20 protein-coding genes are annotated in these 22332 nt (G+C 74.4%); 7 read left to right on the top strand and 13 right to left on the bottom strand.

The features are described from left to right. Position 1: 1 nt before the first annotated feature. The 3 genes from ABD944_RS21560 to ABD944_RS21570 are packed head-to-tail and all read right to left on the bottom strand — an operon-like array spanning position 2 to position 2684. Positions 2-943, bottom strand: coding sequence for an ABC transporter substrate-binding protein (locus tag ABD944_RS21560; protein ID WP_345179123.1), 942 nt, complete (start codon positions 941-943; stop codon positions 2-4). After that, positions 940-1749 (bottom strand): deaminated glutathione amidase, encoded by an 810-nt coding sequence (locus ABD944_RS21565; RefSeq protein WP_345179125.1) that lies wholly within the window; start codon positions 1747-1749, stop codon positions 940-942. Before ABD944_RS21565 ends, ABD944_RS21560 begins: the two co-directional genes overlap by 4 nt. Beyond that, a complete protein-coding gene (locus ABD944_RS21570; protein WP_345179126.1) occupies positions 1746-2684 on the bottom strand; it encodes a substrate-binding domain-containing protein in 939 nt (312 codons plus the stop codon). Before ABD944_RS21570 ends, ABD944_RS21565 begins: the two co-directional genes overlap by 4 nt. Before the next feature lie 130 nt (positions 2685-2814). Here ABD944_RS21570 and ABD944_RS21575 point away from each other — a divergent pair, with 130 nt between their 5' ends. After that, positions 2815-4149 (top strand): aminotransferase class I/II-fold pyridoxal phosphate-dependent enzyme, encoded by a 1335-nt coding sequence (locus ABD944_RS21575; RefSeq protein ID WP_345179127.1) that lies wholly within the window; start codon positions 2815-2817, stop codon positions 4147-4149. Here the strand turns inward: ABD944_RS21575 and ABD944_RS21580 are convergent. Genes ABD944_RS21580 through ABD944_RS21590 form a run of 3 tightly spaced genes read right to left on the bottom strand, consistent with a single transcriptional unit; the run spans position 4146 to position 6432 of the window. Continuing rightward, positions 4146-4589 (bottom strand): NUDIX domain-containing protein, encoded by a 444-nt coding sequence (locus ABD944_RS21580; RefSeq protein WP_345179130.1) that lies wholly within the window; start codon positions 4587-4589, stop codon positions 4146-4148. The genes ABD944_RS21575 and ABD944_RS21580 overlap by 4 nt on opposite strands. Beyond that, complete coding sequence (locus ABD944_RS21585; protein WP_345179131.1) at positions 4586-5224, bottom strand: response regulator transcription factor; 639 nt, start codon at positions 5222-5224, stop codon at positions 4586-4588. The genes ABD944_RS21580 and ABD944_RS21585 overlap by 4 nt, the downstream gene beginning before the upstream one ends. Next, a complete protein-coding gene (locus tag ABD944_RS21590) occupies positions 5212-6432 on the bottom strand; it encodes a sensor histidine kinase (RefSeq protein ID WP_345179133.1) in 1221 nt (406 codons plus the stop codon). The genes ABD944_RS21585 and ABD944_RS21590 overlap by 13 nt, the downstream gene beginning before the upstream one ends. A gap of 173 nt (positions 6433-6605) precedes the next feature. Between ABD944_RS21590 and ABD944_RS21595 the strand changes: the two genes are divergently transcribed. The 5 genes from ABD944_RS21595 to ABD944_RS21615 all read left to right on the top strand — a co-directional run bounded on the left by ABD944_RS21595 (position 6606) and on the right by ABD944_RS21615 (position 12075). After that, on the top strand, positions 6606-7337 hold the full coding sequence (locus ABD944_RS21595) for an ABC transporter ATP-binding protein (protein ID WP_345179135.1): 732 nt from the start codon (positions 6606-6608) through the stop codon (positions 7335-7337). Further along, complete coding sequence (locus ABD944_RS21600; RefSeq protein WP_345179138.1) at positions 7334-9775, top strand: FtsX-like permease family protein; 2442 nt, start codon at positions 7334-7336, stop codon at positions 9773-9775. The genes ABD944_RS21595 and ABD944_RS21600 overlap by 4 nt, the downstream gene beginning before the upstream one ends. 11 nt (positions 9776-9786) lie before the next feature. After that, on the top strand, positions 9787-9957 hold the full coding sequence (locus ABD944_RS21605; RefSeq protein WP_345179141.1) for a hypothetical protein: 171 nt from the start codon (positions 9787-9789) through the stop codon (positions 9955-9957). A 110-nt stretch (positions 9958-10067) separates the two neighbouring features. Further along, complete coding sequence (locus tag ABD944_RS21610) at positions 10068-10907, top strand: DUF4253 domain-containing protein (protein ID WP_345179142.1); 840 nt, start codon at positions 10068-10070, stop codon at positions 10905-10907. Positions 10908-10935: 28 nt separating this feature from the next. Further along, the gene (locus tag ABD944_RS21615; protein WP_345179145.1) at positions 10936-12075 is read left to right on the top strand and encodes a VldE C-terminal domain-containing protein; all 1140 of its coding nucleotides are present in this window, start codon (positions 10936-10938) and stop codon (positions 12073-12075) included. 7 nt (positions 12076-12082) lie between these two features. On the opposite strand, the gene ABD944_RS21620 is transcribed toward ABD944_RS21615, so the two are convergent. The 7 genes from ABD944_RS21620 to ABD944_RS21650 all read right to left on the bottom strand — a co-directional run bounded on the left by ABD944_RS21620 (position 12083) and on the right by ABD944_RS21650 (position 20696). Beyond that, complete coding sequence (locus ABD944_RS21620) at positions 12083-14083, bottom strand: ATP-binding SpoIIE family protein phosphatase (RefSeq protein ID WP_345179148.1); 2001 nt, start codon at positions 14081-14083, stop codon at positions 12083-12085. 174 nt (positions 14084-14257) lie between these two features. Continuing rightward, a complete protein-coding gene (locus ABD944_RS21625) occupies positions 14258-15118 on the bottom strand; it encodes a spermidine synthase (protein WP_345179149.1) in 861 nt (286 codons plus the stop codon). A gap of 42 nt (positions 15119-15160) precedes the next feature. Next, complete coding sequence (locus tag ABD944_RS21630; RefSeq protein WP_345179153.1) at positions 15161-16189, bottom strand: ABC transporter ATP-binding protein; 1029 nt, start codon at positions 16187-16189, stop codon at positions 15161-15163. Further along, a complete protein-coding gene (locus ABD944_RS21635) occupies positions 16173-17207 on the bottom strand; it encodes an ABC transporter ATP-binding protein (RefSeq protein ID WP_345179154.1) in 1035 nt (344 codons plus the stop codon). Before ABD944_RS21635 ends, ABD944_RS21630 begins: the two co-directional genes overlap by 17 nt. Before the next feature lie 8 nt (positions 17208-17215). Beyond that, a complete protein-coding gene (locus ABD944_RS21640; protein ID WP_345179156.1) occupies positions 17216-18172 on the bottom strand; it encodes an ABC transporter permease in 957 nt (318 codons plus the stop codon). Positions 18173-18179: 7 nt separating this feature from the next. Beyond that, entirely contained in the window at positions 18180-19106 is a 927-nt protein-coding gene (locus tag ABD944_RS21645; RefSeq protein ID WP_345179157.1) for an ABC transporter permease, read from the bottom strand. Between the two features lie 6 nt (positions 19107-19112). After that, positions 19113-20696, bottom strand: coding sequence for a peptide ABC transporter substrate-binding protein (locus tag ABD944_RS21650; RefSeq protein ID WP_345179159.1), 1584 nt, complete (start codon positions 20694-20696; stop codon positions 19113-19115). A gap of 280 nt (positions 20697-20976) precedes the next feature. Between ABD944_RS21650 and ABD944_RS21655 the strand changes: the two genes are divergently transcribed. Further along, positions 20977-22317: a M20/M25/M40 family metallo-hydrolase gene (locus tag ABD944_RS21655; RefSeq protein WP_378187804.1), complete on the top strand. Its 1341-nt coding sequence runs from the start codon at positions 20977-20979 to the stop codon at positions 22315-22317. Positions 22318-22332: the final 15 nt, after the last annotated feature.

Genomic DNA, 22332 nt, shown 5'->3' on the forward strand with positions numbered 1-22332 from the left:
CTCACCCCTTCCTCGGCGCCAGGTTCACGCCCGGCTTGTCGAGCATGTTGGCGGTCAGGCCCCACTTGGTCATGACCTTCTTGTACGTGCCGTTCTCGATCAGCTTGCGGAACCCGTCGAGCAGGACGTCCCGCAGCGGCGAGTCCTTGGCGACGACCGAGCCCTGGTAGAGGTCGTCGAACCCGTTGGCCTTGCCCGTCCCGGCGAGCTCCAGGTCGTCGCCCGACTGCTTCACGAAGTAGCTGAGCGGCGCCTGCGAGGAGAAGAAGCCGTCGGCCCGGTGGGACCTGACGGCGAGAATCGCGGTCGGCTGGTCCTTGTAGGACTGCACCTGCACCGCGGGCTTGCCCTGCTGGACGCACGTGGCCGACTGAGACTTGACGACGTCCTCGGCCGACCCGCCCGCCATCACCGAGATCTTCATCCCGCACGTGTCGGCGATGGACCCGATGTGCCTGGGGTTGCCCTTCGGGACGGCGAAGACGACGAACTCGCGGACCCAGTCGACGAAGTCGTTGGCGCTCTCGCGCTCGGGGAAGTCGCCGACCGGGCCCATCGCGAAGTCGTACCGGTCGGCCTTGATGCCGGTGAGCAGGCTGGGCAGCCCGTCCACGGTCACGTGCTCGATCTTGACGCCGAGCAGCTGGCTGAGCGCGGTGGACAGGTCGGCGGAGGCGCCGCTCAGCGACCGGCCGTCCGAGCCCGCGATCTCGTAGGGCGGGAACGAGCCGTTGTTGGCCGAGATCAGCGTTCCGGACGCCTTGTTCTTGGCGGGGAGCCGGTCGTGCAGCCCGTGGTCGAGCGTCTGGCGCAGGTCGGCGGCGCCGACGCCCTGCGAGGACTCGCCGTTGAGGATCCCCTCGGCCTCGGGCGGGTTCGCCCCGCACGCGGCGGTCCCCGCGAGCAGGGCCGCCGCCGCCAGGGCGGCGATGGCGCGTCTCATGCGGTCTCCTTCAGGGGGCGGATGGACGGGTCGACGCGGAAGCGGCGGTTGGCGAGCACGGGCAGCGCGCGGCGGGCCTCGGCCAGTTCCTCCTGGTCGGCGATGGCCCACAGGAGGCCGGGCCGGTCGCCCAGCCGGTCGCGGACGGTGCCGAGCGGGTCGACGACCATGCTCGATCCGATGTTGCGGCGGCCGCACTCCCCCGACGCCGCGACGTAGCAGGTGTTCTCCAGCGCCCGGGCGGTCACCATGACCTCCCAGTGCCGCTCCTTCGCGGGGCCGCGCACCCAGGCGGCCGGCAGCGCGAGCACGTCGGCGCCCGCGTCGACCAGCAGCCTGGCCATTTCCGGGAATCTTACGTCGTAGCAGGTCATGAGGCCCACCTTCCAGCCGTCGCAGTCGACGACCACGGGCTCTCCGTCGCCGGGCGCCACCCGGTCGGACTCCCGCGCGCCGAACGCGTCGTACAGGTGGACCTTGCGGTAGGCGGCGACGAGCTCGCCGTCGCGGACGGCGACGAGGGTGTTGTGGACCTTGCCGTCCCCGGCCGGTTCGTGGACGCCCGCGACGATCGTGGTGCGCGAGCCTTCGCTGTGGGCGCGCAGGCCGGTGACGAAGGGGCCGTCCAGCGGCTGCGCCGCGCCGGTGATGCGGGCGGGCTCGTCGATGAACAGGGCGAGGGAGTCCTCGGGCAGCACCAGCAGGCCGGCGCCGCCCTGGACGGCCTCGTCGATCAGCGTCATGCAGGTCTTGAGGTTGGTCTGCCAGTCCTCGGTGGAGGCGAACTGGCCCACGGCGATCCTCATCCGAAGAGCTCCTCGGCCTTGATCGGGCGGGGCGCGATGCCCTGCTCGTACAGTTCCGCGCAGAACGCGGCGGTCATGGCGGCGTTGGCCTCGGTCCCGTAGGGCATCCAGTCGGGTCCGAAGATCCGCGCCTGCGCCTCCAGCTCGTCCAGCAGCCAGGGCGTGGTGTCGGCGAGCAGCCGGCGGCGCTCCAGCCAGAGGCGCTTGGACGCCGCGAAGGCCTCCTGGACGGCCTCGGGGAGCCAGGGGTGGGCGTTCACGACCTCGCGCTTGAGGGCGAGGAGGTGGATGCCGGGGACGAAACCGGTCCCGGCGTAGTAGGCCGTCTCGGCGGCGCGGTAGTCGCCGTAGAGGTGGCGGAAGCGGCCGCCGGCGGTGAACATCTCCGGGGGCATGAACGGGGTGAAGATCGCGTCGAGGCTCCCGTCGGCGAGCCCCTCGACGAGGGGCGTGCCCGTGACCCGCACGTTGCCGGGCAGCGGGCGGGGGCCGACGCGGTCCTTGCCGGTCTCGCCGGCCGCGAGCGACCCGACGCGCCACTGGATGCCGGACAGGTCGACGCCCTCGGCCCGCAGCAGCGCCCGCGTCCAGGTGTTGCCGGAGTCGGGCCAGCCGGTGAGCCCGATCGTGGCGCCCGCCAGGTCCCGCGGGGAGGAGAGGCCGCTGCTCCAGCGGACGAGCACGCAGCGGTGCCGGAAGCCTCGCATGAGGAACACCGGCAGGCCCACGAGCCGGTCGTCGCCGGCCGCGCGCGCGAGGGCGTAGCGGCTGAAGGACGTCTCGCCGCCGTCCAGGCCCGGCTCGGCGAGGACGTCGGGGGTGGCGTCGCGGGTCTCGACCTCCAGGGCCGCCCCCCGGGCGCCGGTCCGGCCGGTCAGCAGCGGGACCAGATGGTCCCAGTCCCGCACCGCCAGACGTATCCGTGGAATCGGCACAGCACTCCATCTCTGCACGTAGAAGGGGGTTTGCCCGCACATCGGGGCGCGATGGGATCCGACTTTAGGGTCTGTTTGTAGCCAGTACAATGGGCGTTTTGTTACTGCACATAACTTGTCCGGAGGTAGCGTGACCGACGCGGCGTGGCTGGCCGAGCGCATCGGCGACCGCACGGCCCGGGGCATCGCCGCGGCGATGACCGGCCTGATCCGCGGCGGTGAGATCCCGGCGGGCACCCGGCTGCCGACCGTCCGCGGCCTCGCGGCGGAGCTCGGGGTGAGCCCCGGCACCGTCGCCGACGCCTGGGCGACGCTGCGCCGGCACCGCGTCGTCAGCGCCCAGCGGCGGCGCGGCACCGTGGTGATCGGCCCGCCGAACGTCCCGCACCCCGCGCGGTACGAGCGAATCGGGGAGTTCGGCACCCGGCTCGCGATCGACCTCGCCGTCGCCGCGCCCGACCCGGCGCTGCTGCCGCCCCTGGACGCGGCGCTCGCGGTCGGAGCGCGGACCCCGCACCTGAACGACTACACCCGCGAGACCATCACTCCCGCGCTGCGCGCCGCCGTCGAGCCGGGCTGGCCCTTCCCCGCCGCCGCCATGCTCACCGCGGGCGGCGGCTACGAGGGCGTCCAGCTCGTCTGCCAGACCGTCGCCGTCCCGGGCGACCGGATCGCCGTGGAGGACCCGACCGGCGCCCGGCTGCTGGACATCCTGGAGGCGCAGGGGGCTGAGGTCGTCCCGGTGGCCTGCGACGCCGAGGGCCCGGAGCCGGAATCCCTCGCCGAGGCCCTGGCGGAGGCGCCGGCCGCGTTCGTGTACCAGCCGCGCGCCCACACGCCCCGGGGCCACGCGCTCACCCCCGCGCGGGCCGCCGCGCTCGCCGCGCTCCTCGCGCCCGTCAGCACCCTCGTGATCGAGGACGACGGCACCGGCGAGGCGTCCGCCTCACCGGCCGTCAGCGTCGGGGCCCACCTGCCGGACCGCACCGTCCTCGTGCGCTCCTACTCCAAGTCGCACGGCCCCGACCTGCGCATCGCCGTGATCGGCGGCGCGGCCGAACCGGTGGAGCGGGTCCGGGTCCTGCGCAGCTTCGGCACCGGCTGGACGAGCCGCGTCCTCCAGGACGCCCTGGCGCACCTGCTGACCGACCCCGCCGCCGACGAGATCGTGGCACGGGCGCGCCTGGCCTACGCCGAGCGCCGCGACGGGCTGGCCGCCGCGCTCGCCGAGCGGGGCGTGCCGACGGGCAACCGCGACGGCCTGATGCTGTGGGTCCCGGTCGCCGACGAGTCCGGCGCCCTGGTCACGCTGGCCGCGCACGGCGTCGCCGCGGCGCCCGGCAGCCGCTACCAGATCGTCCCGTCCGGCCCGCACCTGCGGATCGCGACGAGCCGCCTGCACGACACGCCGTTCCCGCTCCCGGAGCTGGCCGACCTGATCGCGCTGGCCGCCCGGCCCCGCTAGGGAACGAGCTCGGGGAGGTCGCCGGCGTGGTGGCGCAGGTAGGCGGTGAGCACCTCGGGGACGAGGTTCAGGTGCCCGAGGACGGCGGGAGTGCACGGGACGAGGTCGACGTCGTAGCGGCCCTTCGAGGGGTCGTCGAACTCGGGGCCGTGCCGGCGCGAGAGGTCCATCGTCACCAGGCGGCAGACGTAGAAGGCGGTGAGGCGGTGCAGCTCGGGGGCCTGCTCCGCGCACGCGAAGACCTGCCGGACGGGTCCGGCGGTCGCGCCGAGTTCCTCGTCCAGCTCGCGGCGCAGGGCGGCCTCGGGCGAGGCGTCGGCCGGCTCGATCCCGCCGCCCGGGGTCGTCCAGTAGACGGGACGGCCGGGCACGGTGCGGCGCAGCAGGACGAGCGCGTCGCCGTCCAGCAGGAGGGCGCGGGCGGCCCGGCGCAGCCTCACGAGTTCAGGTAGGCCAGGACGGCGAGCACGCGGCGGTGCCCGCCGTCGGTGGGCGGCAGGCCGAGCTTGGCGAACACGGCGCCGATGTGCTTGCTCACCGACCGCTCGGTGATGACGAGGGTCGCGGCGATCGTGGCGTTGTCGAGGCCCTGCGCCATCAGCCCGAGGACCTCGCGCTCGCGCGGTGTGAGCTCCTGGAGGGGGTCGTGCCGGGACGTCATCAGCTGGGACACGACCTCGGGGTCGAGGGCGGTGCCGCCGGCGGCGACGCGGTCGAGGGCGTCGAGGAACTCGTCGACGCGGCCGACCCGGTCCTTGAGCAGGTAGCCGACGCCCCCGGCGCCGCCGGCGAGCAGCTCGGCGGCGTAGGTCTGCTCGACGTACTGCGACAGAACCAGCACCGGCAGGCCCGGCAGCCGCCTGCGCGCCTCGATCGCCGCGCGCAGCCCCTCGTCGCGGAACCCCGGCGGCAGCCGCACGTCCAGGACGGCGGCGTCCGGGCGGTGCTCCAGCAGGGCGGGCAGCACGTCGGGGCCGCTGCCCGCGGCGGCGACCACCTCGTGGCCGCCCGCGTCCAGCAGCATGGCCAGGCCCTCGCGGAGCAGGACGCTGTCCTCCGCGATCACGATCCGCACGGCAGCTCCACCTGAAGCGTCGTCCCTCCCCCGTCGGGGCTGTCGAGGCGGGTCGTCCCGTCGAGCGCCGCCACCCGGCGGCGGACGCCCGCGAGCCCGCTGCCCCGGTCCGGGTCGGCCCCGCCCTTGCCATCATCCCGCACGGTGATCGTGAGGCGGGCGGGTTCGCGCCGGAGCGCGACCCATCCGTGCCGGGCGCCGCTGTGCCTGGCGATGTTGGTGAGCGCCTCGGCCACGACGAAGTAGGCGGCGGCCTCGACGGCGGCGGGCGCCCTGCCGTCCTCGACGTCCAGCTCGACGGGGATCGGCTGCCCGGCGGCGAGGGCCAGCAGCGCCCCGGCCAGGCCGCGGTCGGACAGGATCGGCGGGTAGATGCCGCGGATCACCGTCCGCAGCTGCGCGAGCGCCTCCTCGACGCCCTCCCGGGCCTCCAGGAACAGCGTCCGGGCCGCGTCGGGATCGGCGTCGAAGCGGCGGTCGGCGAGGCCGAGCCGCAGGGCGGCGGCGACGAGCTGGGCCTGCGTCCCGTCGTGCAGGTCGCGCTCGATGCGGCGCAGCTCGGCGCCGTGCGCTTCCAGGGCCTCGGCGCGGGTCTCGGCCAGCTCCTCGACCCGCTCGGCGAGGCTGGTGCGCCGGGTGGGCGACAGCAGCACCTCGGCGAGCCTGGCCTGCCACCAACGGATCCGCGGCACCAGCCACAGCAGGATGCCCAGGTCGAAGGCGCCCTGCAGGAACGGCATCGTCAGCGCCTTGGGCCAGCTGTCCAAGGTGATGAACGCCGCCTGGGAGCCCTCGGGCGCCGCCCACCACCACAGCGGCAGCGAGAGCGTGAACGGGATCGCCGGCCACACCGCGACCGCGACCGCGGCGGCGGCCAGAGCGGTGAGCCCGTGCGCCGCCATCCAGGCCGCGTCCCGCCACGTGGAGGGCGATCGCAGCAGGCGCCCCGCCCCGCCGAGCCCCTCGCCGGAGGGCGGCCGGTACGGCTCGGGGATCTCGCGGCCGAGGACGCGCCCGGCCCGTCGCCGTTCGGCGTTCGCGAGCGCACGCAGGGGCTTGACGGCCGTCGGGAGCCACGGCAGCACGAGGAACGACAGGGCCAGCGCCGCCACGAGCGGGACGAGCCCGGCCATCGCGGGCAGGCCGGTGCGCAGGGCGCCGACCAGCTCGCCGGTCGCCTCCGCGCTGCGTCTCAGGGCTCGGTTCATGTCACCTCGCAGCACACCGTAGGCGACGCCGGCGACCCCCGCACCCAGGTCTGCCCCCAGGCCGATGGTGTAGCCCGCTACACCACCGTTTCGGGAGTGCGCGCCCATGTGCCCGGACCCCCGCGAAACCTAGGTTCGTCCAGGTGAGAGGCGGCAATCCACGGAGAGGCACCATGACCACGATGACGGCCGAGGCGACCGCGGAGGCGGTGCGCCTGGACACGGTCACCAAGACCTACGGGGACGTGCGGGCCCTGGACGGCGTCACCTGGACGTTCCGCCGCGGCGGGTTCACCGCGGTGATGGGGCCGTCCGGGTCCGGCAAGAGCACGTTCCTGCACTGCGCGTCCGGGCTCGACCGCCCGAGCGGCGGCACGGTCCGGATCGGCGGCGTGGACATCGGCGGGCTCAGCGAGGCGAAGCGGACGCGGCTGCGCCGGGAGCGGATCGGGTTCGTGTTCCAGGCGTTCAACCTGGTCCCGGCCATGGACGTCGAGCAGAACATCACGCTCCCCCTGCGGCTGGGCGGCACGGAGCCCGACCCGGCCCGGCTGGAGGAGATCGTCCGGCGGGTGGGCCTCGCGGACCGGCTGCGGCACCGCCCCGCCGAGCTGTCGGGCGGGCAGCAGCAGCGCGCCGCCCTCGCCCGCGCCCTGATCACCCGCCCCGAGGTCGTCTTCGCCGACGAGCCGACCGGCGCCCTCGACCCGCGCACGGCCCGCGACGTCCTGCGGATGCTGCGCGAGGCCGTCGACCTGACCGGCCAGACGGTCGTCCTGGTCACCCACGACCCGGCGGCCGCCGCGTGGGCCGACTCGGTGCTGTTCCTCAGCCGCGGCCGCATCGTCGACGAGCTGGCGTCCCCGACCCCGTCGGCCGTCCTGTCCCGCTGGGAGACGCTGTGAAGCGCGGAGCCGTGAAGGGCAGGGGGGCGTTCGCCGGGGTCTTCGTCGCGCTGACGTTCGCGGCGACGCTCGTCGGGGCGTGCGGGGTGCTGCTGGAGTCGGCGCTGCGGGCGCACGCGCCGGTCGAGCGGTTCGGCGCCGCCGCCGCGGTCGTGACCGGCCCGCGGAGCGTCACGGACCGGATGGGGAGGTTCGCGGACGAGCCGGAGAAGCAGAGCCGGCCGCTGACCGAGCCCGCCCCCGTCCCGGTCTCGGCCGCGGCCCGGCTGCGGGCCGTACCGGGCGTGCGGGCCGTGGTCGCGGACGTGTCCTTCCCCGCCGTGCTCTCCTCGGGGCGGCCGGTGACCGGACACGGCTGGGAGTCGGCCGCGCTGCGGCCCTACCGGCTGAGCGCGGGCCGGGCACCGCGGGCGCCGGACGAGGTCGTGCTGAGCCGGTCCTCGGGCCTGGCGCCCGGGGCCGTGGTCCGGATCCAGGTAAACGGACCGCCCCGCCCCTACCGGGTGTCCGGGCTCGTCGCCGAGGGCCCCGCGGCGGCGTTCTTCACCGCGGCGACGGCCGCGGCCCTCGACGGGCGCCCGGGCCTCGCCGACGCCCTCGCGGTGCTCGGCGACCCCGACGAGGACGCGCTCCGCGGGGCCGCTCCCGGGCTCGCCGTCTCCTTCGGCGCGGCGCGCGGCGACGCCGAGGACCCGGCCGTCGCCTCCGCGCGCCCCGACATCGTGGAGCTGTCCGCCTCGCTCGGCGGGGTCGGCGTGATGACCGCCCTCGTGGTCGTCGGCGGCCTGATCGTGCTGTCGGTGCGGGAGCGGGCACGCGAGTTCGCGCTGCTGCGGGCGGTCGGGGCGACGCCGGGCCAGGTGCGGGGACGGCTCCTGCGCGAGACGCTGCGGGTGGGGGCTCCGGCCGCGCTGACCGGCGGCGCGCTGTCCCTCGCGGCGGGCGCCGCGCTGCACGCGGCGATGGTCCGCGAGGGCGTCCTGCCGGACGGCTTCGGCCTGGCGCTCGGCCCGCTGCCCGTCCTCGCGGCGGTCGCGATCACACTGCTCGCCGCCACCGCGACCGCGTTCCTCGCCTCGCTGCGGCCGTCGCGGATCCGGCCCGTGGAGGCGCTGGGCGAGGCCGCCGCCGAGAACCCGCGCCTGCCCCGCTGGCGCGTCGTCACGGGCGCCGCCTTCCTCGTCGCCGGCCTGAACGCCCTCGGTTTCTCGGCGGGCGCCACGGGGGCCGCCGCGAACGCCTCGATCGGCGGCCTGGTCGTCTCGCTGATCATCGCCACGGCCTTCCTCGGGCCGCTGGTGGCGCGGGCCGGGAACCGGGTGCTGGGCCGCGCCGCCCGGGCCGCCTCGCCGGTGGCCGGGCGGATGGCCCAGCAGGCGGCCGGCGCCGCCGCCCTGCGCGCCGGGTCGCTGATCACCCCGGTCGCCCTGGCGGTCGCGTTCGCGGGCGTCCAGCTCTTCGCGCAGTCCACCGTCGCCCACGCGGCGCGGACCCAGGCGGAGGACGGGAACCGCGCCGACCGGATCGTCGTGGCGGCGGGCCCCGGGCTCCCGTCCGGCGCCGCCGGGTCGGTGCGCCGCGTCCCGGGCGTGACGGCCGCGACGCCGGTCAGGGACACCACCGTCGTCATGGCGGTCAAGGAGCTGGGCGAGAAGAACCTGCGCTCGCTCAACGGCAGCGGCGTCGGCGCGGACGCGGCCGCCACGCTGGACCCGGGGGTGTCGTCCGGCCACCTGGACGATCTGCGGGGCGACACCGTCGCGCTCAGCCGGGACGTCGCCGGCGGCCTGCGCGTCGGCTCGACGGCGCCGCTGTGGCTCGCGGACGGGACGCGGATCCGGGCACGCGTCGTGGCGGTCTACGACCGCGGCCTCGGTTTCGGCGACGTGCTGCTCCCCCACGGCGTCGTGGCCGCACACTCCGCCTCGCCGCTCGACGACCGCGTCCTCGTCCGCGGGCGGGCCGACCTGAGCGCGGCCACCGCCGCCTATACCGGGGCACGGGTGCTCAGCCCCGAGGCCTACCAGACGAGCCTCTCGCAGGAGATGAGGCTCCAGGGCTTCGTCAGCCTGCTGGTGGTCGCCGCGATCACGGGTTTCATCCTCATCGGCCTCGTCACGACGCTGGCGCTGGCGACGGCGGCGCGCCGCCGCGAGTTCGCGCTGCTGCGGCTGGTGGGCGCCACCCGCCGCCAGGTCCTCCGGATGCTCCGCTTCGAGGCCGCGATCGTGCTCGGCACCGGCATCGCGGTGGGCGCCCTCATCGCGGCGGTGACCCTGACGGCGTTCGCGGCCCGCGTGACCGGCCTTCCCCTTCCCTCGATCCCGCCCCTGGCATGCGCCGCGATCCTTCTCGGCGTGGCCGGATCCGGCGCCGCCGCGATCCTCCTCCCGGCGCGCGCCGTGCTGCGCCGGCGCACCCCTCCCTCCCTCTCCTGAAAGGCACTGCCATGAGCAACTCCACCCGCTGGACCCTGATCTGCATCCTCATCGGGGTGAACGTCCTGTCGAACGCGGTCCTCGGAGACGGCCTGATCCAGATCGCCGTCAGCGCCGTCACCGGCCTCGCCGCCGCGGCCGTCCTGATCGACCTGCTGCTCCGCGGCCGCCGCGAGCCCTGAGCCCGACCGGGCCGCCCGGCCGGACGACCGAACCGCACGGCTCGTCCCCCGGGCGGCCCCCACCGCCGTTACGATCGCCACTGGCATGCTCTGTACCGGAACGGCGTGAAATGGATGATGTGGAGGTCCGGCACCTGCCGGGCGACCTGCCGCAGCTGTTCGACGGCGGCGCCGGGGACGGCGCGCCCGCCCGGACGCTGTCGGTTCCGCTGCCCGACGGGGACCTGGTCTGGCCCGATCCCGGGTACCCGCAACGGCAGCTCCTCCTGCGGCCCGCGTTCTGGCTGAGCGACGAGCCCGCCGGCGGCGACCTGTGGGCCCGGTTCCGCGCCGAGCACGCCCGCTCGGGCCTGTGGCCGCTGCTCATGGACGAGTCCGACCAGCCGTGGGCGGCCGGCCAGATCGCCCCCGAGCCGGTCGCCGAGGTCGGCAACTACCACCCCCACGCGTTCATGTACGAGGTGTGGGCGGACTGGGCCGAGCAGGCCGCCGACGACGACCACGACGACCTCGCCCCCTACGGGCGGCAGTGCCCCGGCCCGGCGCCCGCCGGCGTGCCGCTCGACGACCCGGACGCCATGGCCGACCGGCACGCCCGTGCCCTGGCCTCACGCGGCATGTCGCTCGGCCTGGTCGCGGTGGACCGCGGCGCCGACGCGCTCGCCGCCGTCGGCTGGCAGGGCGCGCTGAACCACAACGAGTGGACGGCGCCGCTCTCGGCCGTCCTGCGAAGCTGGGAGGACCGCTTCGGCGCCCGCGTCGTCGCGCTCGGCTTCAACACCCTGGAGCTCAGCGTGGCCGCGCCTCCCGTGAGCACCCGGCACGCCGTGCACGTCGCGGCCGAGCACTGGGCGTTCTGCCCCGACATCCTCTTCCAGGGGCCCGGCACCCTCGCCGGGTACGCCGAGGAGATCCGCGGCAAGACCAACTGGTCGTTCTGGTGGGACTGACCGGCGACGGAGACGGGGGCGGGAACGGATGCGACGCAGTGGCAGGGCGCTCTCCGCGGTCATCGCGGCCGGGATCGCGCTCACCCTCGCGGCCGACGTCACCGTGCTCGCGCGGGACCGGACGGGCGGCGGGCCCCGCCGGCCCGGGAACCTGGTGTCGGTCACCGAAGCGCCGCGGACGCCGGCCGTCGCGCCGCTGACCCGCCGCTACACGCCGCACCTGCTGGTCGCCGGGACGGCCACGCTGCCGCCCCAGGCCGTCGAGCGGGCGAAGCGGCTCGACGGCGTCGCCGGGGTCGCGGTCGTGGACGCCGCGCGGGCCATGGTCGGCGACCGCCGCATGGGCCTGCTCGGCGTCGACCCGTCGGTCTTCCGCGCGTTCGCGCCCGAGCCCACCGCCGGATCCGACCAGCTGTGGCAGACCGTCGCGTCCGGCGGCCTGGCGGTGTCGTTCGAGCAGAGCCGCGACGGGGCGCTGCCCCTCGGCGCGGTGGTCCCGGCGGGCCGCAGCACCGCCCCGGCGCGGGTCCGCGTCGGCGCCTACGCCTCGATGGGCATCGGCGACGTCGGCGCCGTGGTGTCCCGCGACCAGGCCCGCGCGCTGGGACTGCCGGACGGGAACGGCCTCGTCATCAGCGCACCGAGGGCCGACACCGCGGCGCTGGTGAAACGCCTGAAGAAGGTGCTCCCGCGCGGCACGAAGGTGGCGACGCTGGCCGCGCCGAAGAGCACCGGCCGCACGCGGCCCAAGAGCCCCCCGCGGGTGACCGGGCGGCCCGACGGGGCGTCCGGCGGCCGCTCCCCCATCACCGGCAACGCGATGACGCCCACGATGCGGACCGTCCTGCTGGAGATCGCCGGGATGTTCGGCCCCTTCCCCGTGATCGGCTGCCACCGCTCCACCGGCGATCCGCAGGACCACGGCGACGGCCGCGCCTGCGACTTCATGGAGAGCACCGGCGGCCGGCCGCCGACCGCCGGCGCCCAGCGGCACGGCGACGAGGTCGCCCGGTACGCCGTCGCGAACGCGCGGCGGCTCGGCATCTCCTACGTCATCTGGAGGCAGCACATCTGGAACGTGCGCGGCGGCGGATGGCGGCCGATGGAGGACCGGGGGAGCATCACCCAGAACCACTACGACCACGTCCACATCTCGGTGCTGCGCTAGCCGCCCTTCAGGGAAGCGGCTGCTCGCACCACACCACCTTGCCGTCCCGGGTGCGGCGCACCCCCCAGCGCTGCGCCAGCCGCCCCACCACGTGCAGGCCCCGGCCCGACTCGCTCGCCTCGTCGTCCTCGTCGTGGTGGCGGATCCGGGGGTGCCCGTCGGAGGAGTCGAACACCTCGCAGACCAGCCCGCCCTCCCGCACCAGCCGCAGCCCGATGCGGCCGCCCGCGTGCCGGATCGCGTTGGTGACCAGCTCCGAGGCCAGCAGGGTGGTGGTGTAGGCCATGTCCTCCAGGCCCCAGCGGGCGAGCCGGTCGCGGATGAGGCCGCGCGCCCGGCGCACGGCGGCCGGCTCGGCGGGCAGCTCCCAGGAGGCGTGCCGGTCGGCCGGGATCCGCGCCAGCCGCGCCACCAGCATGGCGATGTCGTCGCGGTGCTGGTCGTCGTAGACGCCGTCGAGGGCCGCCTGGCACAGGTCCTCCAGAGGGCGGGCGGCGGCGCCCGGCCCGAACGTGGCGCGCAGCCGGGCCAGGCCGTCGTCGATGTCGCGCGCCCGGTTCTCCACCAGGCCGTCGGTGTACAGGAACAGCAGCGTCCCGTCCTCGACGGTGAACTCGCGGCTGACGATGGGCCCCTCGCCGCCCACGCCGAGCGGCGGCGCGGGCGGGACCGGCAGGTACTCCGAGGCCCTGCCGGGCGGGACCAGCAGCGGCGGCAGGTGCCCGGCGCTGGCCACCTCGCACTGGCCGCTGACCGCGTCGTACACGACGTAGGCGCAGGTGGCGAAGTGGGGTTCGCGCTCGCCGAGCGTCCGCATCAGGGAGTCGAGCCGCTCCAGCGCCTCGGCGGGCGGCAGCTCCAGCCCGGCGAGGGTGTGGATCGCGGTGCGGAGCCGCCCCATGGTGACAGCGGCCTTCACGCCGTGCCCGGCCACGTCCCCCACCACCAGCGCGACCCGCGCGCCCGGCAGCGCGATCGACTCGTACCAGTCGCCGCCGACCTCGATCAGCCGGCTGCCCGGCAGGTACCGGTGGTGCACCTCCACCGGCGACGGCGCCGACAGCCCGGTCGGCAGGAGGCTGCGCTGCAGGGTCAGCGCGGTCGCCCGCTCCCGCGAGTACTGCCGGGCGCTCTCGACGAAGATGGCCGCCCGGGTGGCGAACTCCATCCCGATCTCGACGTCGTAGGCGTCGAAGGGCCGGTGCGCGACGTTGCGCGTGCAGACGAAGAAGCCGAGCACGCCCGCCGCCGAAGTGATCGGCAGAAGCAGCATCGACGCGCCCTTGAGCAGTTCGGCGACAGGCGGGCGGCGCCAGGAGGAGGCGAGGCTCGCCGCGCCCTCCCCGCCGAGCACGCGCAGCACCGGCTCGCCGGACGCCAGGCACAGCGCGTGCGGCGTCCCCTCCGGGTAGGCGAGGGACTCCCCGGTCGGGAACGTCGCGTCCCAGACCGGGTCCTGGTCGTCGAACCCGATCGCCATCCGGCGCAGCTGCGGGCCGTCGGGGCCCTGCGGCCCCTCGTCGGCGTCGATATGGTTCTCCAGCAGCAGCAGCGCGCCGGAATTGCAGAAGTGCGGGACGAGCACGTCCATGAGTCCGCGCGCCAGCAATTCGAGGTCGAGCGTGGAGCCGATCCGCGGGAGCGCGTCGTCCAGCAGGGCGCGGCGGATGACGGCCGGGTCGACGAACCGGTCCGCGAGCGGCACCGGCACCTTCACCACGGCCAGCGCCGCGATCTCGGGCGCGCCGCCGCTCATCGGGTGGACGGTGACGACGGCGTCGAGCATGCCGCCGACCGGGGACTCCACGGCGAGCATGGCCGTGCGCTCCCGCCCGGCCCTCAGCGCCTCCAGCAGCGGCCTGCGCGCGCCGGGAATGACCTCGTCCAGCCGGGAACCCAGGAGGGCGTCCCCATTCGGGCACAGAACCGCAGCGGCGTTGCGGTCGAACTGGAGAATTATCCCCGACGAATCCATGCCGAGAATGAGAATTCGGGTGGACGACTCCATCGCTCGATTATGGGACATGGCGGGGCTCGATGAGGCCGATACGCGCGGGGAGTCCGTCCCTTACCGAAGCGCATGGGTCTCGGGCGGGAACTGATACCGGGTCCGCTTCCGCGCGGGGCCGTGCGGCGGGCCCGGTTCCCCGATCGGGGTCCGCGCGGCATGCGGGTCCCGCGGTCAGGACTTCCCGAAGACCTGCGGCGGCGGGACGGGCGCGACGATCTCCTCGCCGTCGAGCAGCGGCGCGGCGCCCGCGCAGAACGCCGCGAGGTCGCCGCCCTCCAGCAGGCGGGCGCGCGCGACGCCGCCCGCGGCGCGGCGCGTCAGCTCCGCCACGGGCAGCGGCTCCCGGGACGCGGCCACGATCAGGTTCCCGAAGCGGCGGCCCCGCAGCACGCCCGGGTCGCCCATCAGCAGCGCGTGCCGGAACACCGACCGGACCGTCGCGGTCACCCGGCGGGCGAACGGCAGCCGGAAACCGTCGGCGACGTTGGCCAGGTAGACGCCCCCGGGGCGCAGCACGCGCGCGGCGTCCAGGACGAACTCGCGGGTCGCGAGTTCCGGCGGCATCGACGCCCCGGCGAAGGCGTCCATCACGACCAGGTCGTCGGCCTCGTCGGCCAGGGCCGCGATCCCCGAGCGCCCGTCGGTGATCCGGATCCGCAGGCCGGGGACGCCCTTGACCGGCAGCTGCTCCCGGACGACCTGCACCAGCTCCGCGTCCGGTTCCAGCACCACCTGCCGAGAGCCCGGCCGGGTCGCGGCGATGTAGCGGGGCAGCGTGCACCCGGCGCCGCCGACGTGGACCGCGTCGAACGCCTCCCCGGAGAGGCCGAGCGAGTCGACCACGTCGCCCATCAGGCGCATGTACTCGAAGTCGAGGTAGGTGGGGTCGGACAGGTCCACGTACGACTGGGGGACGCCGTCGACGAGCAGCATCCAGCCGCCGTCGCGGTCGGCGTCGCGCAACAGCTCCGCCTCCCCGCCGGCGATCTCGTAGGTTCGCGGACGGGGGGCGTGCCTGCCCTTGCGTGCCATGCCCCCACCCTACGGACCGCGGCCCGCGCGGCCCGCCACACCTCAGGTCTGCTCCGTCAGGTCGGTCAGGGCGGTCTCCGCCGCGAAGTGGCAGGCGCTGGGGTGGGCGGCGCCGTCCCGCTCCTCCAGGGCCGGCACCTGCTCCGCGCAGATGTCGCGCGCCTTCCAGCAGCGGGTGCGGAACCGGCAGCCGGACGGCGGGTCCAGCGGCGACGGCGGCTCGCCCTCCAGCCGGATCTGCTCCGTCCAGCCGGGCGCGTCCGGGTCGGGCACCGGGACGGCCGACAGCAGCGCCTGCGTGTACGGGTGGGTGGGGTGCTCGTAGATCTGGGCCTCGTCGCCGGTCTCGACGACCTTGCCCAGGTACATCACGGCGATCCGGTCGGAGATGTGGCGGACGGCGGCCAGGTCGTGCGCGATGAACACGTACGCCAGCCCGAGCTCGCGCTGCAGCTCGGCGAGCAGGTTCATCACCTGCGCCTGGACGGACACGTCCAGCGCCGACACCGGCTCGTCGCACACGATGACGTCGGGCCGCAGCGCCAGGGCGCGGGCGATGCCGACGCGCTGGCGCTGCCCGCCGGAGAACTGGTGCGGGTAGCGGTTGACGTGCCCGGGGTCGAGGCCGACGAGCTCCAGCAGCTCCTGCACGCGCCCGCGCCGCTCGCCCTTCGGCGCGACCTCCGGATGGACGGCGAACGGCTCCCCCACGATGTCGCCGACCGTCATCCGCGGGTTCAGCGAGGAGTAGGGGTCCTGCATGACCATCTGCACGCGGCGGCGCAGCGCCCGCAGCTCCGCCTTCGGCAGCGCGAAGATGTCGCGGCCGTCGAAGCGGACCGTCCCCGCGGTGGGGCGCTCGGCGGCGAGCAGCAGTTTGGCCAGCGTCGACTTCCCGCATCCGGACTCGCCGACGACGCCGAGGGTCTCGCCGCGCCGCAGCTCCAGGTCGACCCCGTCCACGGCCTTGATCTGGCCGACCGCGCGCTTGACCACGACGCCGCGGGTCACGGGGTAGTGCTTGACGAGTCCCTCGACCCGCAGGATCGGGTCCTCACTCGGCTCCGGCACGGTGCACCTCCTCGGCGAAGTGGCAGGCGGCCTCGTGCCCGGGGGCGACGGTGACGAGCGGCGGCCGCTCCGCCGCGCAGAGCGCCTCGGCGCGGGGGCAGCGCGGCTGGAACGGGCAGCCCGGCGGGAGCGCGGCCGGGTTCGGCGGCGCCCCCTTGATCGGGACGAGCGGGCCGCCGCGCCGGTCGAGCCGCGGCACCGAGGCCAGCAGGCCCCTCGTGTAGGGGTGGGCGGGCCGCGCGTACAGCTCCCGGGCGGGCGCCTGCTCGGCGACCGACCCCGCGTACATGACGACGATCCGGTCGGCGACGCCGGCGACGACGCCGAGGTCGTGGGTGATCAGCACCATGCCCATGCGCAGCTCGTCCTGCAGCCCGGCCAGCAGCCGCATGATCTGCGCCTGCACGGTGACGTCGAGCGCGGTGGTCGGCTCGTCGGCGATCAGCACGTCCGGCTCCAGCGCCAGCGCCATCGCGATCATGATGCGCTGCCGCATGCCGCCGGAGAACTGGTGCGGGTAGTCGCCGAGCCGCCTGGCGGCCGAGGGGATCCGCACCCGCTCCATCAGCTCCACGGCCTTGGCCGTGGACTCCCGGCGGCCGAGCCCCCGGTGCACCCGGAACATCTCGCGGAGCTGGTCGCCGACCGTGAAGACCGGGTTCAGCGCGGTCAGCGCGTCCTGGAAGATCATCGAGATGCGGTCGCCGCGGTAGGCGCGGCGCCGCCGCTCGGGCAGCCCGAGCAGCTCCTCGCCGCGCAGCCGGACCGAGCCGCGCTCGACGCGGGCGGGCGGGACGTCCAGGATGCCCATCACGGCCTGCGCCGCGACGCTCTTGCCCGATCCCGACTCGCCGAGGATCGCGAGCGTCTCCCCCTCGGCGAGGGTGTACGACAGCCCGTTCACCGCGTGCACGTCCTGGTCCCGCACGCGGAACCGGACGTGCAGGTCCTCGACGCTCAGGAGCGGCGCCACCGGCTCCGGGGCGGGAACCGGGTCGTCCTTCAGGTCCGTGGTCATGTCTCGGCTCACCGCAGCTTGGGGTCGAGGGCGTCGCGGACGGCGTCGCCGAGCATCAGGAAGCTCAGCACCGTCGCCGACAGGAACAGCGCGGGGAAGATCAGCAGGTGCGGGTGGTCGACGAAGGAGTCCTTCGCCTGGTTGAGCTGGAGGCCCCAGGAGACCTCGGGGTACTGCAGGCCGACGCCGAGGAAGTCCAGCGTCGCCTCGCCGACGATCACGTGCCCCACGTTGAGGGTGGCCACCACGATCACCGGGGCGATCGCGTTCGGCAGGATGTGCCGGAGCATGATCCGCCGGTCGGACGCGCCGAGCAGCCGCGCCGCCTGCACGTAGTCGGCGTCGCGGACGGAGATGACCTGCCCCCGCATGATGCGGATCATCGTCGTCCAGCCGAGCAGGACCAGCACCAGCGTCATCGCCCACACGCCGTGCGAGGGGAACGCCACCAGGATCACGGTGGCGCCGAGCACGAACGGCAGCCCGAAGAAGACGTCGGTCAGCCGGGCGATCAGCGCGTCGATGATGCCGCCGTAGTACCCGGCGAGCAGCCCGAACAGCAGCGCGATCAGCAGCGCGAAGACGGTGACGGCGACGCCGATCAGCAGCGTCGGGCGGGCCCCGTGCACGACGTGCGCGTAGTAGTCGCAGCCCGCGAGGTCGGTGCCGAACCAGTGGTCGCCGGACGGCCCGAGCTTGGCGTCGTTGGCGTCGCAGCCCTCGTTGACGCCCGTGGAGGTGAACAGCCGCGGCGCCACGGCCATGACCGTCACGAGCGCGAGGACCGCCGCCGATCCCCAGAAGAGCCAGCGGCGCCGCAGCTCGTGCCACGCGTCGTCCCACAGCGAGGCCCGGCCGATGGCCCCGCCGGCGACGGCGACCGCGGCGGCGCTCGTCCCCGGGGCCCCAGGACCGGGCGCCGGCTCCGCGCCCGGCGGCCCCGCGTCCGGCTGCTTGATGGTCATGCGCCCCTCACTCGTACCTGATCCGCGGGTCGAGCACCCCGTACAGCAGGTCCACGACCAGGTTGACCAGCAGGAAGATCAGCACCAGCAGGGTGACCGCGCCGACCACGACGGGCCCCTCCTTCAGCTGGATCGACTCGAACACCTGCCCGCCGATGCCCGGCAGGTTGAAGATGCCCTCGGTCACGACCGCGCCGGCCATCATGTTCCCGAAGTCGACGCCGAGATAGGTCACCACCGGGATCAGCGAGTTGCGCAGGGCGTGCCGGCCGACCACCCGCGCCCGCGACAGCCCCTTGGCGTTCGCCGTCCGCACGTAGTCGGCCCGCAGGTTCTCCGACAGGCTCGTGCGGGTCAGCCGCGCCACGTACGACAGGCCGAGGGAGCCGAGCACCATCCCGGGCAGCAGGTAGGACATCGGCCAGCCGTCGTCCGTCCCCGCCGTGGGGAAGATCTGCCAGTGCAGCCCGAACAGGAGCTGCGCGACGTAGCCGAGCACGAACACCGGCACCGCGATCACCAGCGTGGTCCCGCTGAGGACGAGGGTGTCGGCGAACCGGCCGCGGCGCAGCCCAGCCCAGATGCCGAGCAGGATCCCGACGACCAGCTCGAAGACCCAGGCGGTGAGGGCGAGCTGCGCCGTCACCGCCCAGCGCCCGCTGAGCATCTCCGACACGCTCTGGCCGGTGTAGTTCTCGCCCAGGTCGCCCTGGACGAGACCCCACATGTACTTCGCGTACTGCACCAGCAGCGGGTCGTTCAGGTTGTAGCGGTCCCGGAGGACCTCCAGGACGTTCTCCGGGACCGGCTTGTCTCCGGCGAGCGCCTGGATCGGATCTCCCGGCAGCGCGAACACCATCGCGTAGATGAGCAGCGTGGTGCCGATGAAGACGGGGATCGCCTGTAGGAGCCGCCGGAGGACGTAGCGCCACATCGCCGGCTACTTCACCGTCACTTCGGTGGCGATCAGACCCGTCGAGAACGGGGTGATCGTGACGTTGTCCACCCGCTTGGAGCGGCCGCCCTCGCCCGCCCACGTCCACAGCGGGATCATCGGCATCTCGCGGATGGCGACGTCCTCGGCCTGGTTGTAGAGCGCGTTGGCCTGCTGCGGGTCCGGCGCCTTGTTGGCCTTGGCGATGAGGTCGTCGAACTCCGTGCTCTTCCAGCCCATGCGGTTGCCCGCCGAGCCCCACATGTTCTCCAGGTAGTTCTGCGGGCTCGGGTAGTCGGCCTCCCAGTTCTGCCGGTAGGGGCCCTTCTCCTTGCGGTCGCTCAGCAGGGAGAAGTAGTCGGACGCGGGGACCTGCCGGAACTGGATGTCCTTGATGCCGAGGTTGTCGCGCAGGGAGTTGGCGACGATCCGCATCCACTGGGCGTAGGTCGGCTGCGCGTTGGAGAAGTACAGCTCCAGCGTCCCGGAGAATCCGCCGGCCTTGTCGAACAGCTGCCGAGCCTTGGCCGGGTCATAGGTGCACAGCTCGCCGCAGGCGTTGGCGCGGTGCCCGGGAATGATCGACGGGATCAGCGAGTCGGCCGGGAAGTAGCTGCCGTTGAAGACCGCCTTGTTGACGCCCTGGCGGTCGATGGCCATCGAGATGGCCTTGCGCAGGTCGGGGTTGGCGAACCGCTTGTCGAACACCGGGAGTCCGAGGTAGTCGGTGGTGCTCATCTTCCGGGCCAGGAACCGGTCGCCGAGGAGCCGCTTGGCCTCGGGGACCTTGGCCGACGGGATGGTCTGCAGCACGTCGATCCGGCCCGCCCGCAGGTCGGTGTAGGCGGTGTCCGCGCTGGAGTAGCTCTTCCAGGTCACGCCCTTGTTCTTCGGCTTGCGCGTGCCGGTGTAGCCGGGGAACGCGACGAGCTTGACCTGCTTGTTGCGCTCCCAGTTCCCGTCCATCATGTACGGGCCGTTGCCGACCGGGTGGTCGTCGAACGCCTTGGGGTCCTTGAGCCCGGCCTTCGGCATCGGCGCGTACGCCGGGTAGGTCAGCAGCAGGGGGAACTGGCTGAACGGGTCGTTCAGCGTGACCTTGAGCGTGTTCTGGTCGACGACCTCGATGCCGGAGAGCTTGTCGGCCTTCGGCTTCGCGTTCTCGTCCTCGGGGTTCAGGTCCGCGTACCCCTTGATGTACGAGAAGTAGTCGTTGGCGCCCATCGCGTTCGGCCCGTAGGCGGCGTAGTTCCACGCGTCGGCGAAGCTCTGCGCCGTCACCGGCTCGCCGTTGTGGAACTTCTGGCCCGCCCTGACCTTGATCGTCCAGACCTTCTGGTCGGCGGAGGTGACCGACTCGGCCGCCAGCGGGACGGCCTTGCCGTCCCGGGTCAGGTCCATCAGGTTGTCGAACAGCTCGGTGATCACGTCGAAGGCGTAGCTGCCGGTCGTGTTGGCGGGCATCAGGTGGTCCGGCTCGGAGTGGCCCACGGTGAACGTACCGTCGCTCGCCTTGGCGTCGTCCCCGCCGCAGGCCGACAGGCCGAGCGACGCGGCCAGCGCCACCGCCGCGAGACCCGCGACGTTCAAGCGGAGACCCCTTCCGGCACCCCTCAGGCTGGTCATGCTCCTCCTCGGCCGTGTCGTTCGGCGCACGGGCGCTTGGCCGCCCGCGGTCCTTGGAACGCTCGCAGCGTCGTACTCAGCCTGGCAGTTCGGATACGGCGCTGACGGAGTCGAAACCGGATCGAGACGAACTTGATCATTCGTTGACACGGGTCGGCGAGGGAGCAGAATGAGGCCTCATCGCGGGAAGGAATCGGGGGCAGCGGTGGGCTTCGAGCAGACGGGCCGGACGGCCGGCGGCACGGTGGACGGCACGACGGAGGGCGGCACGGCGGACGGCACCGGAGGCGATCGGGTCGGCGCCGAGGCGGCCGCGATCTGCGCCGACCTCATCAGGTTCGCCACCGTGAACCGGGGCGAGGGGGTGGCCGAGCCGGAGCGCCCGGCCGCCGAGCACGTGGCCGGGCTGCTGGACGAGGCGGGCGTCGAGACGACGATCGTGGAGTCGGCGCCGGGCCGCGCGAGCGTGCTCGCCCGCGTCCCGGGCACCGACCCGTCCCATCCGACGTTCCTGATCCACGGGCACCTGGACGTGGTCCCCGCCGATCCGGCCGACTGGACCGTTCCGCCGTTCTCGGGCGAGGTGCGCGACGGATGCGTGTGGGGGCGCGGCGCCGTCGACATGAAGGGCAGCCTCGCGATGACGCTCGCGACCGTGCGGGCGCGGCTGCGCGAGGGGCGGCGCACGCGCGGCGACCTGGTCCTGGCCTTCCTGGCCGACGAGGAGTGCACCGGCGAGCACGGGTCCCGGTACGTGGCGCGGGAGCACCGCGGGTTCTTCGAGGGCTGCACGGAGGCGATCAGCGAGTCCGGCGGGTTCAGCGTGGACGCCGGCGGGGCGCGGATCTACCCGATCGCGACCGGCGAGCGCGGCACGACCTGGATGCGGCTGACGGCGCGCGGGACCGCCGGGCACGGGTCCAAGCCCGCGCCCGACAACCCGGTCGCCGAGATCGCGCACGCGGTCTCCCGGCTGGCCTCCCACCAGTGGCCGGTCCGGCTGACGCCGGGCGTGCGGGCGCTGCTGGACGGGCTCGCGGACGCCCTCGGCACGTCCATCGACCACGACCGCCTCGACGCGGAGGCGGCCCGGCTCGGCCGCGCCGGGCACCTGTTCGCCGGGACGATCCGCAACTCGGCGAACCCGACCCGGCTCGACGCCGGCTACAAGGTCAACGTCGTGCCGGGCACGGCGACCGCGCAGGTCGACGGCCGCTACCTGCCCGGCACGGGCGAGGAGTTCCTCGCCACGGTCGACCGGCTGCTCGGCCCGAAGGTGACCCGCGAGTTCATCAACTACGAGGAGGCCCCCGCCGCCGACCCGGCGGGCCCGACGTTCGCCGCGCTCGCGGGCGCGCTCCGCGCCGAGGACCCGCTCGCGCGTCCCGTCCCGTACGTGATGGCCGGGGGCACCGACGCGAAGTCGTTCCACCGCATCGGCATCACGAGCTTCGGCTTCGCGCCCCTGCTGCTCGGCCCCGAGCTCGACTACTTCGGGATGTTCCACGGCGTGGACGAGCGGGTCCCGCTGGACGGCCTCGCCTTCGGGACCCGCGTCCTGGACCGCTTCCTCGACACCCGTTAGAGAAGGCAGGGGGTC

The organism is Actinomadura verrucosospora, from assembly GCF_039540335.1.
In the GTDB taxonomy this organism is placed as follows: Bacteria; Actinomycetota; Actinomycetes; order Streptosporangiales; family Streptosporangiaceae; genus Spirillospora; species Spirillospora verrucosospora.